Source organism: Streptomyces sp. NPDC003379 (assembly GCF_053589195.1).
Window position 1 is genome coordinate 42,327 of sequence record NZ_JBSFRK010000041.1, and the last position, 14,373, is coordinate 56,699.

The 14,373-nt window shown below is 73.9% G+C and carries 14 protein-coding genes; 2 read left to right on the forward strand and 12 right to left on the reverse strand.

What is annotated here, in order from left to right; all coding sequences use genetic code 11:
• Positions 1-9: 9 nt before the first annotated feature.
• The 6 genes from ACWDVB_RS31305 to ACWDVB_RS31330 form a co-directional block, all read right to left on the reverse strand.
• The gene (locus tag ACWDVB_RS31305) at positions 10-960 is read right to left on the reverse strand and encodes a glycosyltransferase (protein ID WP_451519218.1); all 951 of its coding nucleotides are present in this window, start codon (positions 958-960) and stop codon (positions 10-12) included.
• Positions 957-1,946 (reverse strand): glycosyltransferase family 9 protein, encoded by a 990-nt coding sequence (locus ACWDVB_RS31310; RefSeq protein WP_451519217.1) that lies wholly within the window; start codon positions 1,944-1,946, stop codon positions 957-959. Before ACWDVB_RS31310 ends, ACWDVB_RS31305 begins: the two co-directional genes overlap by 4 nt.
• Positions 1,943-2,542, reverse strand: coding sequence for a D-glycero-alpha-D-manno-heptose-1,7-bisphosphate 7-phosphatase (locus ACWDVB_RS31315; protein WP_451519216.1), 600 nt, complete (start codon positions 2,540-2,542; stop codon positions 1,943-1,945). The genes ACWDVB_RS31310 and ACWDVB_RS31315 overlap by 4 nt, the downstream gene beginning before the upstream one ends.
• Positions 2,539-3,543, reverse strand: coding sequence for a glycosyltransferase family 2 protein (locus ACWDVB_RS31320; protein ID WP_451519215.1), 1,005 nt, complete (start codon positions 3,541-3,543; stop codon positions 2,539-2,541). The genes ACWDVB_RS31315 and ACWDVB_RS31320 overlap by 4 nt, the downstream gene beginning before the upstream one ends.
• A 3-nt stretch (positions 3,544-3,546) precedes the next feature.
• Complete coding sequence (locus ACWDVB_RS31325) at positions 3,547-5,178, reverse strand: carbamoyltransferase family protein (RefSeq protein ID WP_451519214.1); 1,632 nt, start codon at positions 5,176-5,178, stop codon at positions 3,547-3,549.
• A 135-nt stretch (positions 5,179-5,313) separates the two neighbouring features.
• Positions 5,314-6,306: an NAD-dependent epimerase/dehydratase family protein gene (locus ACWDVB_RS31330; RefSeq protein ID WP_451519213.1), complete on the reverse strand. Its 993-nt coding sequence runs from the start codon at positions 6,304-6,306 to the stop codon at positions 5,314-5,316.
• Positions 6,307-6,461: 155 nt separating this feature from the next.
• On the opposite strand from ACWDVB_RS31330, the gene ACWDVB_RS31335 reads away from it, so the two are divergent.
• Complete coding sequence (locus ACWDVB_RS31335) at positions 6,462-6,656, forward strand: DUF2795 domain-containing protein (RefSeq protein WP_451519212.1); 195 nt, start codon at positions 6,462-6,464, stop codon at positions 6,654-6,656.
• 36 nt (positions 6,657-6,692) lie between these two features.
• The gene (locus ACWDVB_RS31340; protein WP_451519211.1) at positions 6,693-6,893 is read left to right on the forward strand and encodes a hypothetical protein; all 201 of its coding nucleotides are present in this window, start codon (positions 6,693-6,695) and stop codon (positions 6,891-6,893) included.
• A gap of 66 nt (positions 6,894-6,959) precedes the next feature.
• Here ACWDVB_RS31340 and ACWDVB_RS31345 read toward each other — a convergent pair whose 3' ends face one another.
• The 6 genes from ACWDVB_RS31345 to ACWDVB_RS31370 form a co-directional block, all read right to left on the reverse strand.
• Positions 6,960-8,054, reverse strand: a complete 1,095-nt coding sequence (locus ACWDVB_RS31345; protein WP_451519210.1) for a carboxylate-amine ligase — start codon at positions 8,052-8,054, stop codon at positions 6,960-6,962.
• A gap of 98 nt (positions 8,055-8,152) precedes the next feature.
• Positions 8,153-10,150 carry a S9 family peptidase gene (locus ACWDVB_RS31350; protein ID WP_451519209.1) on the reverse strand — a complete coding sequence of 666 codons (1,998 nt, stop codon included), beginning with the start codon at positions 10,148-10,150 and terminating at the stop codon, positions 8,153-8,155.
• Positions 10,123-11,907 (reverse strand): N-acetylglutaminylglutamine amidotransferase, encoded by a 1,785-nt coding sequence (locus ACWDVB_RS31355; RefSeq protein ID WP_451519208.1) that lies wholly within the window; start codon positions 11,905-11,907, stop codon positions 10,123-10,125. The genes ACWDVB_RS31350 and ACWDVB_RS31355 overlap by 28 nt, the downstream gene beginning before the upstream one ends.
• Positions 11,908-11,972: 65 nt before the next feature.
• The gene (locus ACWDVB_RS31360; protein ID WP_451519207.1) at positions 11,973-12,704 is read right to left on the reverse strand and encodes a restriction endonuclease; all 732 of its coding nucleotides are present in this window, start codon (positions 12,702-12,704) and stop codon (positions 11,973-11,975) included.
• Between the two features lie 67 nt (positions 12,705-12,771).
• Entirely contained in the window at positions 12,772-13,584 is an 813-nt protein-coding gene (locus ACWDVB_RS31365; RefSeq protein WP_451519206.1) for a phosphopantetheine-binding protein, read from the reverse strand.
• 141 nt (positions 13,585-13,725) lie between these two features.
• Positions 13,726-14,337, reverse strand: coding sequence for a GNAT family N-acetyltransferase (locus tag ACWDVB_RS31370; RefSeq protein ID WP_451612009.1), 612 nt, complete (start codon positions 14,335-14,337; stop codon positions 13,726-13,728).
• Positions 14,338-14,373: the final 36 nt, after the last annotated feature.

Consider the following 14,373-nt stretch of genomic DNA (forward strand, 5'->3'; position numbering starts at 1 on the left):
CGGTGATCCTCATCGGGTCACCTCCTTCAACAGCCGCTCCCAGTCGTCCAGGAAGCGGGACAGCCCGTACCGGTCGAGCGCCGCCGCGCGTGCCTCGTCGCCGACCGTACGGGCGTACTGCGGGTCGGCGATGAAGTCGTGGACGGCGTCGGCCAGGACATCGACGCGGGTGGAGACCACCCCGGCGCCCGGTGGCACGGCCTCGGTCACCTCGGTGGTGGCGAGGGCGACCACGGGCATGCCGAGGTGCATCGCCTCCAGGAGCGACAGGCCGAGGGAGGTCCAGCGGACCGGGTGGAGGTAGAGGCGGCGCCTGGCCATCTCCGTGTGCAGCTCGCGCTGGACGAGTTCGTGCGTACGGCAGCGCTCGGGCGGCAGGCCGAGGTGGTCGGCGAGCCCGTCGGTCCTCATGCCGAAGACGTCCAGGGGAGCGGCCCGCGCGAAGGCGGGCAGCAGGTCGGTGCCCGTCGTGCGACCGCGCCGGATCGGCTCGTTCGTGACGACGGCCGCATGCGGGATCTCGCCGGTCCACAGCGGCCCTGGATCGACGATGCCGTGCTCGATGACGCTGGTCGCGGTGCTCCCGGCGTCCCACATCAGACGGTTGAAGTGCGTGACGTGCACGAGTGGGACGCCGGGCAGGTCGGATGCCGGATGCCGAGTGTTCGGCACGTCGCCGTCCGGGGCGTTGTGCTCCAGGTACACCATGGGCGGGCGGCGGCCCAGCCACTCCTGCGCGAGGGCGTACTCGTGCGGGCGTTGCAGGATCACTACGTCGATACCGGCGTCCCGCAGCTCTTCCGGCGGGAGTTCGAGTACGGAATCCGGCCAGTCGAAGGTGCGGGCGCGGCCGAGGCCGTCGGGCCCGCGGTCCGGGGTGACCGGGACGACGTAGGTGTGCGGGCCCTGGACGAACGCCGTGGTCCACGAGCCGTGCACGTGCCAGATCAGAATCCTCATCGAGCAACCAACACCTTCTCCACGGCGGCCACGACGTCGTGCGCGGTCACCGACTCCAGGCACGGGTGGCCGGGCACCGGACAGTGCCGGGCGCGGCTGTCCGCGCAGGGCGCGTCCTGGTCGCCGAGCAGGACGTACGGGACGCCGTAGGGCCGCCAGCGCTCGGCCGGTACGACGGGGGCGAACAGGGAGACGACGGGCGTGCCGACGGCGGCGGCGAGATGGGCGGGCCCGGTGTTCCCCGTGACGACGGCCCCCGCCCCGGCGAGCACCCCGGAGAGTTCCGCGGCGCCGGTGCGCCCGCCGAGGTCGAGGCCGTGCTCACCGGCGACGGCCGCGGTCAGCTCGCGTTCCCCCGGTCCGCCGGTCACCACGATCCGGTGCCCGGCCGCCGTCAGTTCCCGTACGGCTTCGGCGCACCGTTCCGCGCTCCAGGCGCGGGCGGGGACGCTGGCTCCGGGGTGCACCACGACGTACGGCCCCGGGCCGGTGACACCAGTGGTGACGGGCGGCACCACCACTCGCAGCCGCCCGTCGTCCGGTCGCGGGAACCCGGCGGCCTCGGCCAGATCGAGAGCGGCCTCGGCCTCATGGGCGTGCGGGGCGCGCCGGTGGCGTACGTCGAGCAGCGAGCCGGGGTGGTCCACGCTGTCCGCCGCGATGTGCTCCACACCGGCCAGCCGCAGCAACAGGGCGGTCGGCAGCGGCGATTGATGGAAGGACGTGAGGATCAGCGCCGTGTCGGCGTCGATCGTGTCGACGAGCTGCTCGACCTCTCCGCGGCCGACGGGCGGCGGGGAGAAGCCGACCCAGGGCGCGTCCCATACGAGGATGTCGTCGACGCCCGGCAGCAGGCGCGCGGCGGGGGCGCCGAGCGGCCCGCACAACACGGTGACGTGGTCGGCGCGGGCGGCGACGGCGCGGATCGCGGGCCCGGCGAGCAGCACGTCGCCGAAGCTGTCCAGGCGGGTGACGAGAGCCCTCATGGCACCCTCCCACCGGCGTCCTGGACGACGGGCTCGTCAGTGAGTACGCGCTCGTCGGTGAGTACGCCCTTGAGGGGCGGCCCATCGAGCACCGCGCGCACGGCGGACAGCAGGTCGGCCGCCACGTGCTCGGCGGCCGTGACCTCCTCGGGCCGCGTCTGCGCGTTGGGCACGAGGATGCCGAGGGCCCCGGCCCGGCGGGCGGCCTCGACGTCGGCGCCGATGTCGCCGATCACGGCGATCCGCTCCGGCGGGGTGCGCAGCCGCTCCGCGGCCATGAGGATCATGCCGGGCCGCGGCTTGCGGCAGCCGCAGCCGTCCTCGGGGCCGTGCGGGCACACCGCCCACACGTCGAAGGGGCCCATCAACTCGTCGAGCCGCTCATGGACGCGGCGGACGTCCGCGGTGGAGATGAGGCCCCGCGCGACGCCGGACTGGTTGGTGACGACGCCCGTGCCGATGCCGCGGGCGCGCAGCAGGGCGAGGGCCTCGCCGGCGCCGGGCACGGGCCGCACCAGGTCGGGGTCGCCGTTGTAGGGCACGTCCTCCACGAGCGTGCCGTCGCGGTCGAACAGCACCACGTCGATCGCGTTCACGGCGCCACCTCCCGCCAGGGAGCGGCGCCGCGATGGCGCCACCGGCCGCTGAGCCAGTGCCAGGTGGCGGCGGGCGGGATCAGCACACTGGTGGCGAGCATCGTGTCGACCTCCTGCCGGGTCCGCGGCCCCGGCGCGATGCGCGCCCACGCGAACTCACCCGTGCCCGCGGCCCAGCCCAGCGCGGCAGCCGTGGCGGCCCGGCGGCGCCCGGTCACGGCGAGGGCAGCGGCGGCGAGCCCCGCCGCCGTGATCGCCAGATGGCCGCGCAGCCGCCCGCGCGGGGCGAAGGCCCGCTGCCACCAGTCGGGCCCGTGCAGACGCCGCATGAGGGCGTCATCGGCGTTGCCCCGCTGCGCGCGCAGCGACACCCAGCGGTCGGCGGGCCGCACCGGATGCCGGGTGGTGCGCCGCCCCTGCCGGATGCCCCACCCGGCGTCCAGGACGCGCAGGGCCAGGTCGGCGTCCTCGCGGAAGGCGCGCGGGAAGCGCTCGTCGAAGCCGCCGACCTGCTTCAGCGCCTCGGCACGGAAGGCCATGTCGGCGGTGATCCAGCGCGCCTGCGCGAGGCCGGCGGTGCCGCGCTCCCAGTCGGTGGGGCGGCGCTCGCCGGGCAGCGGCACCGCGATGACGCCCTGCACGCCGCCGGTGTCGGGCCCGGCCGCCGCCAGGTCCTGGACGAGCTGGTCGCACCAGTGCGGGCCGACCTGCACGTCGTCGTCGAGGAAGGCGATCCAGGGCGTGGTGGTGGCCCGCAACCCGGTGTTGCGGGCGGCGGCGGGCCCGCGCCCGCCGCTGTGGATCACCAGGGTGCGTTCGCGCAGGTCGCCGAGGACGCTCAGCGGGTGCTCCAGCGCCGCCGGGTCCGGCTCGGTATCGGGCCGGTCGTCGACGAGGACGATCTCCTCGGGCTCCGGCCCGGTCGCGGCGGCGAGCGCGGCGAGGCAGTCGGCGAGCGTGTCGCGCACGAGCGTCGGGATCACTACGGCGTAAGCGGTCATACGTCAGGCCCTCCCGTACATCGCGCCCCGACGCACCGCGAAGGGACCGATGGCGAGCAGGTCCACGGGAGCGGAGCCGAAGCACTCCAGGGCGTCGCGTGGATCGTCGACCATGGGCCGCCCGGCGGTGTTCAGGCTGGTGTTGACGACCACGGGCAGCCCGGTGCGGTGCTCGAAGGCGCTCAGCATGCGCGCCACGAGCGGCTCCTGGCGGGCCTCGACGGTCTGGACGCGGGCGGTGCCGTCGACATGCACGACCGCCGGGACGCGGTCGCGCCACTGCGGGGCCACGTCGTGCACGAAGAGCATGTACGGACTCGGCAGCGGCCCGCTGAACAGCTGGTGGGCGCGCTCGGCGAGGACCATGGGCGCGACCGGCCGGAACTCCTCACGGCCCTTGACCCGGTTGAGCCGCTCCAGGTTCTCCGCGCGGCCCGGATGGGCCAGCAGGGAGCGGTGGCCCAGCGCGCGCGGCCCGTACTCGCTGCGCCCCTGGAACCAGGCGACGACACCGTCCCCGGCCAGCTCGTCGGCGACCGTCTCGGCGATGTCGGCCGGCTCCTCGTAGGGCACGCCGGCCTCCTCCAGCCAGGCGCGGATCTCCTGGTCGCTCCAGCCGCGCCCGAGGTCGGCGCCGGGCATCGGCTCCGGGTTCTCCGCCAGGTGCAGCGCGCCGCCGAGCGCGGTCCCCGCGTCCCCGGCGGCGGGCTGCACCCATACGTGCCGGTACGGGCCCCGCGCCGCGATCTTGCTGTTGGCGACGCAGTTCAGGGCGACGCCACCGGCCAGGGCGATGGCCTCGCCGCCGGCCTCGCGGTGCAGCCAGTGCACGAGTTCCAGGAGGACTTCCTCCAGGACGGCCTGGGTGCTCGCGGCCAGGTCGGCGTGTTCCCGGGTCCACGGCTCGTCCTTGCCGCGGGCCGGGGCGAGGGCGGCCCAGTCGACGCCGTGGGCGCGGAAGCCGCCGTCGCCGGTGGCGTGGACGTACTGGCGCAGCTGAGGCAGGAAGCGCGGCTTGCCGTAGGAGGCGAGCGCCATCACCTTGTACTCGTCGCTGCTGCGCAGGAAGCCGAGATGCTGCGTCAGATCCTCGTAGAGGAGGCCGAGCGAGTCGGGCAGCGGCTGGCTGAAGAGCGTGTCGAGCTTGCCGCCGTCGTAGCGGCCGGCCAGGTGGGAGGCGCACTCGCCGCGGCCGTCCAGGACGAGGACCGCGCTGTCGGGGTGTGGGGCGGCGCGTCCGGCGGAGGCGGCGTGCGCCACGTGGTGCGGGACGAAGACGACCTGGTCGGGGTCGAGTCCGGGCAGGGCCTCGGCGAGGAACTCGGGGGCGCGGCGGGCGTAGTCCTGGCGCAACGGGTCCCAGGGGTCGTCCAGGCCCATGTCGGCGGCGGGCCGGGCGAGCCGGGGGTCGTACGAGTACGTGACCGCGTCCAGCTCGCCGGGCCGGATACCGGCGTGCTCCAGACACCAGCGGGCGGACAGCTCCGGCACCTCCCACGCGGAGAACGGCACGGGTCGCTTGCCGTGCTTGCGGCGGCTGAACCTCTCTTCCTCGGCGGCGGCGAGCGTGCGCCCGTCCACGACGAGGGCGGCGGCCGGGTCGTGGAAGAGGGCGTTGATTCCAAGGATGCGCATGGGGGGCGTACTCCGTCCCGGGCGACGTAACGGGTCATTCTGGTCTCGCGGGTCCCGCGCTGAGGCTGTCTCAAACACTTGGAGACAACTCCCCCGACAGCAACCCGGGGCGGCGTCCGCCCCGGCCGGAGCGGCTCAGGCCGCCATCGACCGGGTGAACCAGCCAATCGTCCGCTTCAGGCCCTCGGTCCAGTCCACCTGTGGCTGCCAGCCGAGGCCCTCACGGGCCAGCCGGGTGTCGGGGCGGCGGCGCCCCGGGTCGTCGACCGGGCGTTCGATGAACCGGACGTGTGAGGCGGAGCCGGTGAGGTCGACGACGCGGTGGGCGAGGTCGACCATGGTGATCTCCTCGCCGCCGCCGATGTTGACCGGCCCTGGCTCGCCGGAGGCGGCCAGGGCCAGGACACCGTCGACGGTGTCGTCGACGTAGCACAGCGAGCGCGTCTGGCTGCCGTCGCCGGCCACGGTCAGCGGCGTGCCGTCCAGGGCCTGCGCGATGAAGGTGGGCACGGCGCGGCCGTCACCGGTGCGCATGCGCGGGCCGTAGGTGTTGAAGATGCGGACGATGGCCGCGTCGGTGCCGTGCACGCGGCTGTGCGCGGTGACCAGGGCCTCGGCGAAGCGCTTGGACTCGTCGTAGACGCTGCGCGGCCCGACCGGATTGACGTTGCCCCAGTACGTCTCGCGCTGCGGGTGCTCCAGCGGATCGCCGTACACCTCCGACGTGGAGGCGAGGACGAAGCGGGCGCCGTCGGCGCGGGCCCGCTCCAGCGCGAGGCGGGTGCCGTTGCTGCCGACGTCCAGGGTCTCCAGCGGGAGCCGAAGATAGTCGGCGGGGGAGGCCGGGCAGGCGAAGTGCAGCACCGCGTCGAAGCGGTCGGGCAGCGCCCGCCAGGCCGCGGGATCGGTGGCATCGCCGCGGACGAAGCGGAAGCCCTCGCGCCGGCGCAGCTCGGCCACGTTGTCGTGGGCGCCGGTGACCAGGTTGTCGAGGCAGACGACCTCGCAGCCGCCGTCGAGCAGCCGACCGCAGAGATGGGACCCCACGAATCCGGCGCCGCCGGTCACCAGGGCCCGCCGCCAGGTCTGTCCACGCCGGGCCTGTCCGCGCCGGGTCTGTCCGTTCACGGGAAGCTCCTCACTCCTGTCCCTTCACGTGCGTATCGGCCTGGGTAACCCGGATCGGCCCTTCGCATACGTCCCGACATGCGCCGCCGCACCGACTGTGGACACGATGGATCCGTCCGACCACCGAGGCAGCACAGGCAAGGAGACGACGACCCATGGCGAGCATCAGCCCGATCGACCTGCAGAAGGCGCTCAAGGGCGCCCAGTACCCCGCGAGCCGCGACGACCTGGTCAGCCTGGCCAAGGACAACGGCGCCGACGACTCACTCGTCGAGAAGCTCACCAACGCCTCCACGGACCAGTTCGACGGGCCGGACAAGGTCCAGAAAGTCGTATTCGACAACGAGTAGCCCGGAGCGGACAGCCCGGGCCGCGAGGTGATGGTCATGCCCGAACCAGGAAGCAAGAAGTACGACACCCGCCGCGCACGGCTGCGCAAGGACGCCGAGCGGTCGGGAGTCTCCGACCAGGACGCCAACCGGGCCGCCAACGAGGCGCTCCAGGAGGACCCCGACTGGCAGAGCCGGGGCCCGCGCACCGAACGAGGGCGCGGCCCCAAAGGCGAACGCTCGGAGAACACCGACTGAGCCGGACCGTCCGTCCCGCCGCGCGGTACAGCGGCGGGACGGACGCATGCTGTGGGCGGACAGGCGTCAGGGGGCGACCGTCTCCCCGGTGATCAGCTCCACGAAGCCGGGCAGGCCGTGCTCGGCCAGCGCGCGCCGTTGGCGGTCGGCCGGGGTGCCCTCCTGGAGCAGCCGGTGCACGAGCGAGGTCACCTCGCGGGTGTCCCCCGCCTCGTCCAGGGCCGGCGTGAGGTGGTCGAGCAGCATGCACAGCACGTCGCCCGCCCGGCGGGCCTGGCCGGTGGGGTCGATGAGCGTGCCGCTCAGTCCGTGCCGCGCGGCGTGCCAGTTGCACGCGAGCAGCAGTTCTGGCGTGCACTCCGGGACCGGGGCGCCCGCCTTCTCGTCACGTATGGCGGAGGCGACCAGAGCGCGGACGATCCCCGCGAACATGACCGCCGAGTCGGCGCGCAGCTGCACGTCCGCGCAGCGCACCTCGACCGTGGGGTAGCGGTCGGAGAGGCGGGCCTGCCAGTACAGCTGGCCGGTGTCGGTGATGATGCCGGTGTCCAGGAGTGACCGGACGCGGCTCTCGTGGTCGGCGAGCGAGGCGAAGCGGGGCGGTGGCCCGCTCACCGGCCAGCGGCCGAAGACGACCGTGCGCCAGCTCGCGAAGCCGGTGTCGTCGCCGTCCCACAGGGGCGAGTTCGCGGACATGGCGACCAGGACCGGCAGCCAGACGCGGATACGGTTCAGGACGGCGACGCCCATCTCCTGGTCCGGCACGGCCGCGTGCACATGCATGCCGTTGACGAGTTGCTCGGCCACGAGCTGCGGGGCCTGGGAGCGCATCGCCAGATAGCGGGCCTTGCGGGTCACCGGTACGGGTGCCGCCGTCCGATAGGGGAACGTCCCGCAGGCGGCGATGCGGCAGCCGCTGCGCTCCGCCGCCGCGCCGAGCGCGTGCCGCAGCCGCAGCAGGTGCCCGCCGACCTCCTCCAGGTCGCCGCAGACCGGGGTTGCGACCTCCACCTGGGCCTGCAGCAGCTCCGACTGGACCTCGGTGTCCTCGACGATCGGCCCCAGTCCGGCCGCTCCCCGCACTTGGTCCCCGAGCGGCACCGGCAGGCACGTGTCCGGATCGAGCAGCACGTACTCTTCCTCGACCCCAATAGTGATCATGTCCTACCGGGTACCCGGCGAAGGTCGGGATAAATCGGACATGATGGCGGTTCTTGTGGCAGCCCGCCCGCCGGGCGCGCCCGGCCGCCCGGCGGCCCTCAGCCGCTCAGGTGACGCTCCAGCCAGTCGGCGGCGGTACGGCGGAACAGCCGCCGGTTGTCCGCCCGGCGGAACTCGTGGCCCTCGTCGTGGAGCGTCAGCAGCTCGGCCGCCAGTCCCCGCTCCCGCGCGGCACGCACCACCTGCCCGGACTCACCGGGCGGCACGTTGGTGTCGTGCTCGCCGTGCACCGCGAGGAGCGGTACGCGCAGCTCGTCGACGCGGCTCATGGGGGAGAGGGCACGCAGCAGCTCCCGGTCGCGCACCGGATGGCCGTACTTGTGCGCCGCGGACTCCGCGATCCACGGCTCGGTCCCCGCGAAGAAAGTTCCGAAGTCGGACATCCCGCACACCGCCACACCCGTACGGAACAGCTCCGGATGCCACACGAGGGACGCCAGCGTCAGGTATCCGCCGTACGAGCGTCCCATCACGGCGAGCCGCGTCGGATCGGCGCGCCCGCTCAGGATCGCGTGGGCCGCGCAGTCGGCGACATCGTCGATCGCCGCGAACCGCCCGGTGCCGAGGTCGGCGTCCACGAACGACCGCCCCCACCCGGACGAGCCGCGGACATCGGGCGCGAAGACGTCCAGGCCCCGGCCGAGCAGCTCGTGGTACAGCGGGTCGAACACGGGCCGCTCCTGCTCCTCCGGGCCGCCGTGCAGATGGATCACGCACGGCGCAGGCCGGCCGGCCGCGCGGTCCGGCGCCCGGTAGTACCAGCCGCCGAGGGGCAGCCCGTCGCGGGCGACCGGCCGCAGCGGGACGGGCCGTACGGGCGGCCTGCCCGACGGTACGGCGTCCTCGTCCCGGGACGACCACGGCGTACGCGCCGACGGTGCGCCCGGGGGCACCCACCACACTCCGGGGCGGCGCTGCGAACCGGACACGGCCAGCACCATCCCGCCCGGCCCGGCCCTGGTGATCCGCGTGACCACCTCGTGCGGCAGCGGTACGTCGCGTGGCGGCGTGGTCCCGGTGACCGCGCCGCCGACCACGGCCCCGCCCGCAGGGAGGCCCAGCGTCTGCAGCTCACTGGCGCCCCGCACGTTCCACGCGACGGCGGCCGTGCGGCCGTCCTCGGCGAAGGCGAGGAGTTCCAGGTCGCTGCCCTCGCGCTCGGCCACCACCGACACGCCGAGGCGCCCGCCGTCGTCGTCGAGACCGGCCGCCAGCAGGGCGGCGAACTCGCGCTCGTGGTCGCTGCGCAGCCACAGGGTGCGGCCGTCCGGCGAGAACCGGCCGATCCACGGGTCCCCGTCCGCCACCCGCAGCACGGAACCGGTCCCGAGGTCGGCGGTGCGCACCACCATGGCCTCCCGCCGCCCCCGCGGCCCCCGGCGCACCAGAGCGAACCGCTCGTCCTCGCTGATGTCGCAGACCCGCAGCGTCGCGGCCCCCGACTCGGCGGCGACGAGCACGGGCGTCCGGACCCCTTCGGGGTCGACCAGATACGCGCCGAGCCGGTCCAGCGCTCCCTCAGGACCGCCCGGGGCGCCGAGCAGTGTGGCCTGACCGTCGCGTTCCGCCCGGCTCGTGGGCGGCGGTTCGGCCACCGTCACCGCCACCGCCGAGCCGTCGCGCGTCCAGCAGCCCAGGTACGCCGAGCTGCCGGAGTCCGCGCCCGCCACGATCCGGCGGCCGGTGCCGTCCGGGCGTACGCACAGCACCCGCGTGTGCTCGCCGCCGCCCGGGGCGACCGTGTAGGCGATCCACCGCCCCTCGGGGGACCAGGCCACCTCCGTGACCGGGTCGGGGTCCGCGTCGAGCAGGTGGACCTCCGCACCGTCCACCGGCCCGGTCCACAGCTGCGGGACGCCCGTCCGGTCGCAGATGAACGCCACGTGCTCGCCCGTGGGGTCCACGGACGGATACCAGCAGCCGTGCGAGACCAGCGGCTGAGGCGTGTCCCGCAGGCCCGCCGCGTCGGCCAGCGGCACCGGCACGGGCGCCGCCGACGTGGATACGGTCAGTTGATCCCGTGTGTCTGCAGCCATATCTCCAGCAACGCTACGTGCCACAGGGCGTTCGCCCCGCGCTTCGTACGGTGGTCGTCGGGGGCGGCGAGGAGTTCGGCGACGTACTCGTCACGGAAGACGCCGCGCGCCCTGGCCTCGGGGGCACAGAGCGCCGTACGCACCCGTTCGAGGACCGGCCCCGCCATGTGGCGGATCGCCGGAACCGGGAAGTAGCCCTTGGGCCGGTCGACGATCTCCCGGGGCAGCAGCTTGCGGCCCGCGTCCTTCAGGACGCCCTTGCCGCCCTGCGCCACCTTCAGCTCCGGCGGGCAGGCCGCGGCCAGCTCCACCAGCTCGTGGTCGAGGAAGGGGGTGCGGGCCTCCAGGCCCCAGTCCATGGTCATGTTGTCCACGCGCTTGACCGGGTCGTCGACGAGCATCACGTGCGTGTCGAGCCGCAGCGCCGCGTCGAGCGCGGTCTCGGCCCCGGGCACGGCCATGTGCTCACGGACGAACCGGCCCGACTCGTCGCGGCCGGTGAGCAGGTGCGGCTGGAGGACGCGGGCGAAGTCGGAGTGCGGGCGGTCGAAGTAGACCTCCGCGTACGTCTCCGGCTCCCGCTCGCGCTCGACGGCGGCCATCTGCGGATACCAGCGGTAGCCGGCGAACACCTCGTCGGCGCCCTGGCCGCTCTGGACGACGCTCAGCTCCTTGGAGACCTGCTCCGACAAAAGATGGAACGCGACCACGTCATGGCTGATCATCGGCTCACTCATGGCCGCGACCGCCCGGTCCAGGGCGGTCGACACCCGGTCCGACGGCACCATCAGCTGATGGTGGTCGGTCTCGTGGACGCGGGCGATCAGATCCGAGTACGCGAACTCGTCGCCCTCCTCGCCGCCCTCCGACTCGAAGCCCACACTGAACGTCGCGAGGCCCTGCTGGCCCTCCTCGGCCAGCAGGGCCACGATCAGCGACGAGTCGAGGCCGCCCGAGAGCAGCACGCCGACCGGCACATCGGCGACCATGCGGCGGCGCACCGCCGTCCGCAGCGCGTCGAGGACCGCGTCGCGCCAGTCCGCCGCGCCCATGTCCGCGTACTCCGCGCGGCGCGTGTACGACGGCTGCCAGTAGCAACGGTCGCGGTAGGAGCCGTCCGGCTCGATCACACGCACGGTCGCGGGCGGCAGCTTGCGCACTCCGTTGAGCACGGTCCGCGGGGCGGCCACCGTGGCGTGCCAGCTCAGGTACTGGTGCAGTGCGACGGGGTCAAGGGACGTGTCGACGCCGCCGCCCGCGAGCAGGGCGGGCAGCGTCGAGGCGAACCGCAGCCGACCGGGTCCGTGCGACAGATACAGCGGCTTGATGCCGAGCCGGTCACGGGCGAGTACGACACGTCCGGTGTCGTTCTCCACGAGGGCGAACGCGAACATGCCCATGAAGTGGTCGACGCAGTCCGTGCCCCACTCCTGGTACGCCTTCAGCACCACCTCGGTGTCCGAGGTGGAGAAGAACCGGTGCCCGAGCGCGTGCAGCTCCGCCCGCAGCTCCCGGTAGTTGTATACGCAACCGTTGAAGACACCGGTCAGCCGGGCCCCGGTGTCCGCCATGGGCTGCGCGCCCCGCTCGGACAGGTCGATGATCTTCAGTCGCCGGTGGCCGAGCGCCACAGGGCCCTGCGACCAGATGCCCCGCCCATCGGGCCCACGGGCCGCCATCCGGTCCGTCATGCGCTCCACCGCGGCCACGTCGGGCCGCCGGTCGTCGAAGCGGACCTCACCGCTCAGACCGCACATGGGCACCTCCCTGCTGTGCCGCACGGGCGGGCCCGCGCGGCGACCACATCGGTCACATTCAGACTCTATGGTTCACCTTGTGCGCATACGTCGCTCATCGCTCCCTGTCGATGTGCCCAGGGGCTGGGCCCCGTGCCGTCGTGCCAGGCGTGGAGATCCTCGCCGTTCACGCAGACGATGCCGCACTGCCGCGCGTAGTCGAGGGCCGGAGCGGTGAAGTCGCTCGTCGTGACGAGCGCCGCGATGTCGGCCCCGTGGACGGTGAAGCACGTACCTCCGAAGCGCTGCAGGTCCTGTGAGCCGACCTTGTTGGTGTCGCCGTAGTGCTTGCACTGGATGACGACGCGCCTCCCGTCGGAGGTGGCCGCTATGACGTCCGCGCCCAGGTCGCCGGCCCCGCCGACCACCTCCACCTCCTGGCAGTCGTCACGGGCGCACAGCTCCGCTATGGCCTGCTCGAAGCCGTCGGCGTCGAGTGCGAGGTAGTCGGGCGCGGGGGGCGGCGCCTCTGTGTCCGTCGCCGTGGCGTGGAGGGTGTCGGAGGCCCTCTCCGCCGCTTCCTCCAGGGCCTCGGCGGCGTGGCGCGCGTATCGCGCGGCGGAGAAGCGGCGCCACCTGAACCGGCACAGCAGTGCGGCCGCGACGCCCACCACGGCCAGGACGACGGCCCACAGCGGGCGGCTCTCGACGATGCTCGCCGCGGTGCGCACCAGGAACGCCGCGACGCACAGGATGATCGCGAGCAGGACGAAGAACAGGGCGGTCGCGCGCAGATCGAAGCGCCGCTCACGGTCCATGCGTCGAACGGGGCCCGGGCCTACGGTCATTGCGCTCCCTCACGAGGACGACAAGAAGATCACTCGTCTACGTGTGCCCAAGATCAACGGGCCCCACCACCAGGTGTTCCAGGACGGTGATCCCGAAGTGGGACCGCGTCCTCGGCGGGTCGAGGAAACGGAGGGTGTCCCACTTCGCAGTCCTTCGCAGTCCTTCCAGCTGGGCCAGCAGTTCGTCGAGTTCATCGGGCTCTCCGGACCCGGGGGGACCGGACCGCGTACCGCCGTCGCTGCCGCCGTCGATCAGCGCGGCCAGCTCGGAGACCTGCGGCGCCTCGAAGAGGTAGCGCACGGGGAAGTCGGTGCCCAGCTGCTTGCGCAGCCGGTGCACGAGTTCGGCGGCGAGCAGCGAGGTGCCGCCGAGGCCGAAGAAGTCGTCCTCCAGGGTGAGGTCGTCCATGCCGAAGGCCTCGGCGAAGGCGGCCAGCACGATCGTCTCCGTGCGGCTGCCGGAGCCGGCCGGGACAGGAGCGGCGGACGCCTCGCGCGCGGCCGTGGCGGCCTGCGCGTCGTTGCCGTCGGCGGTCACGGTCGGCGCCTGCGCACGGGCCGGCGCGTCGAGCCAGTAGCGGTCCCGGGCGAACGGGTAGCCGGGCAGCTCGAAGTGGCGCCGCGTCTCCCCGTCGTAGTACGCGGCCCAGTCGACCTCGGCCCCGGCCTCCCACGCCTGGCCGAGCGCGCCGAGCAGTTGGGCGGCGGGCTCCTCGCCGCCGGTCAGCGGGAGCGAGGCGACGGGCGCGTGCCGCAGCGTACGCAGATGCCTGCGGGCCAGCTCCCCCATCCCCTTGCCCGCGCCGACCTCCACGAAGAGCGTGTCCTGCCGCGCCGCCAGCAGGTCCACCGCCACACCTTCTGGTGGGTCGCGGGCCTGATCATCCTGGCCCTGGCGCTCACCCTGACACTGCCCCGCGGACACCCCGCCGCCGCGGCGGCGGACGACTGACGCCGACCGCCTGAACGGAACCGCCGGGCGCCGCGCGGCTCACCCCGCGCAGCGCCCGGTGGCCACCCCCTGGTGTACGTACCAGATCACCGGGACGCTCCGGCCGTTCATCAGCGTATGCGTCGCGGGGCCCTCCGCCGGGACGTACCCGGCGGAGCTCAGCGCCCGGCGGCTCGCCGCGTTCTCCGCCTCGGTGGCGGCGTACAGGTCCCGGACGCCGAGGTGCTCGTGGGCGAGCAGCGCCGCGCCCGCGAACAGCTCCGTCCCGAGGCCCTGCCCGCGGGAGCGCGGCGCGAGCCAGCCGCCGACATGGTGCAGGCCGCAGGGGTGCACCTCGACACCGACCGAGCCGACGTGCCGCGTGAAGGCGGGATCGGCCGCCACCAGCGCCGTGGAGTCCGGGAACAGGTCGCTCAGGTCCCGGAACTCACCGCCGCCCGGCGGCGCGGCCAGCAGCTCGCCGCGCCGCGGCTCGGGCACGACCGCCTCCTCGGGGAAGCCGAGCCACCGCTGCGCCTCGGGGTCGCTGCCGCCGGCGTTGCCCGCAGCCAGGTCCGGCAGCGTCGGGGAGCGCAGGAGCAGCCGGGGCGTGCGCAGTTCATGCCTGCCCTGCTCACATCCGGTGGTCGGTACCGCCGCGACATGCGTCACTGTTCACCGTCTCCTCTCGGGTGTACTCCGTGCCGC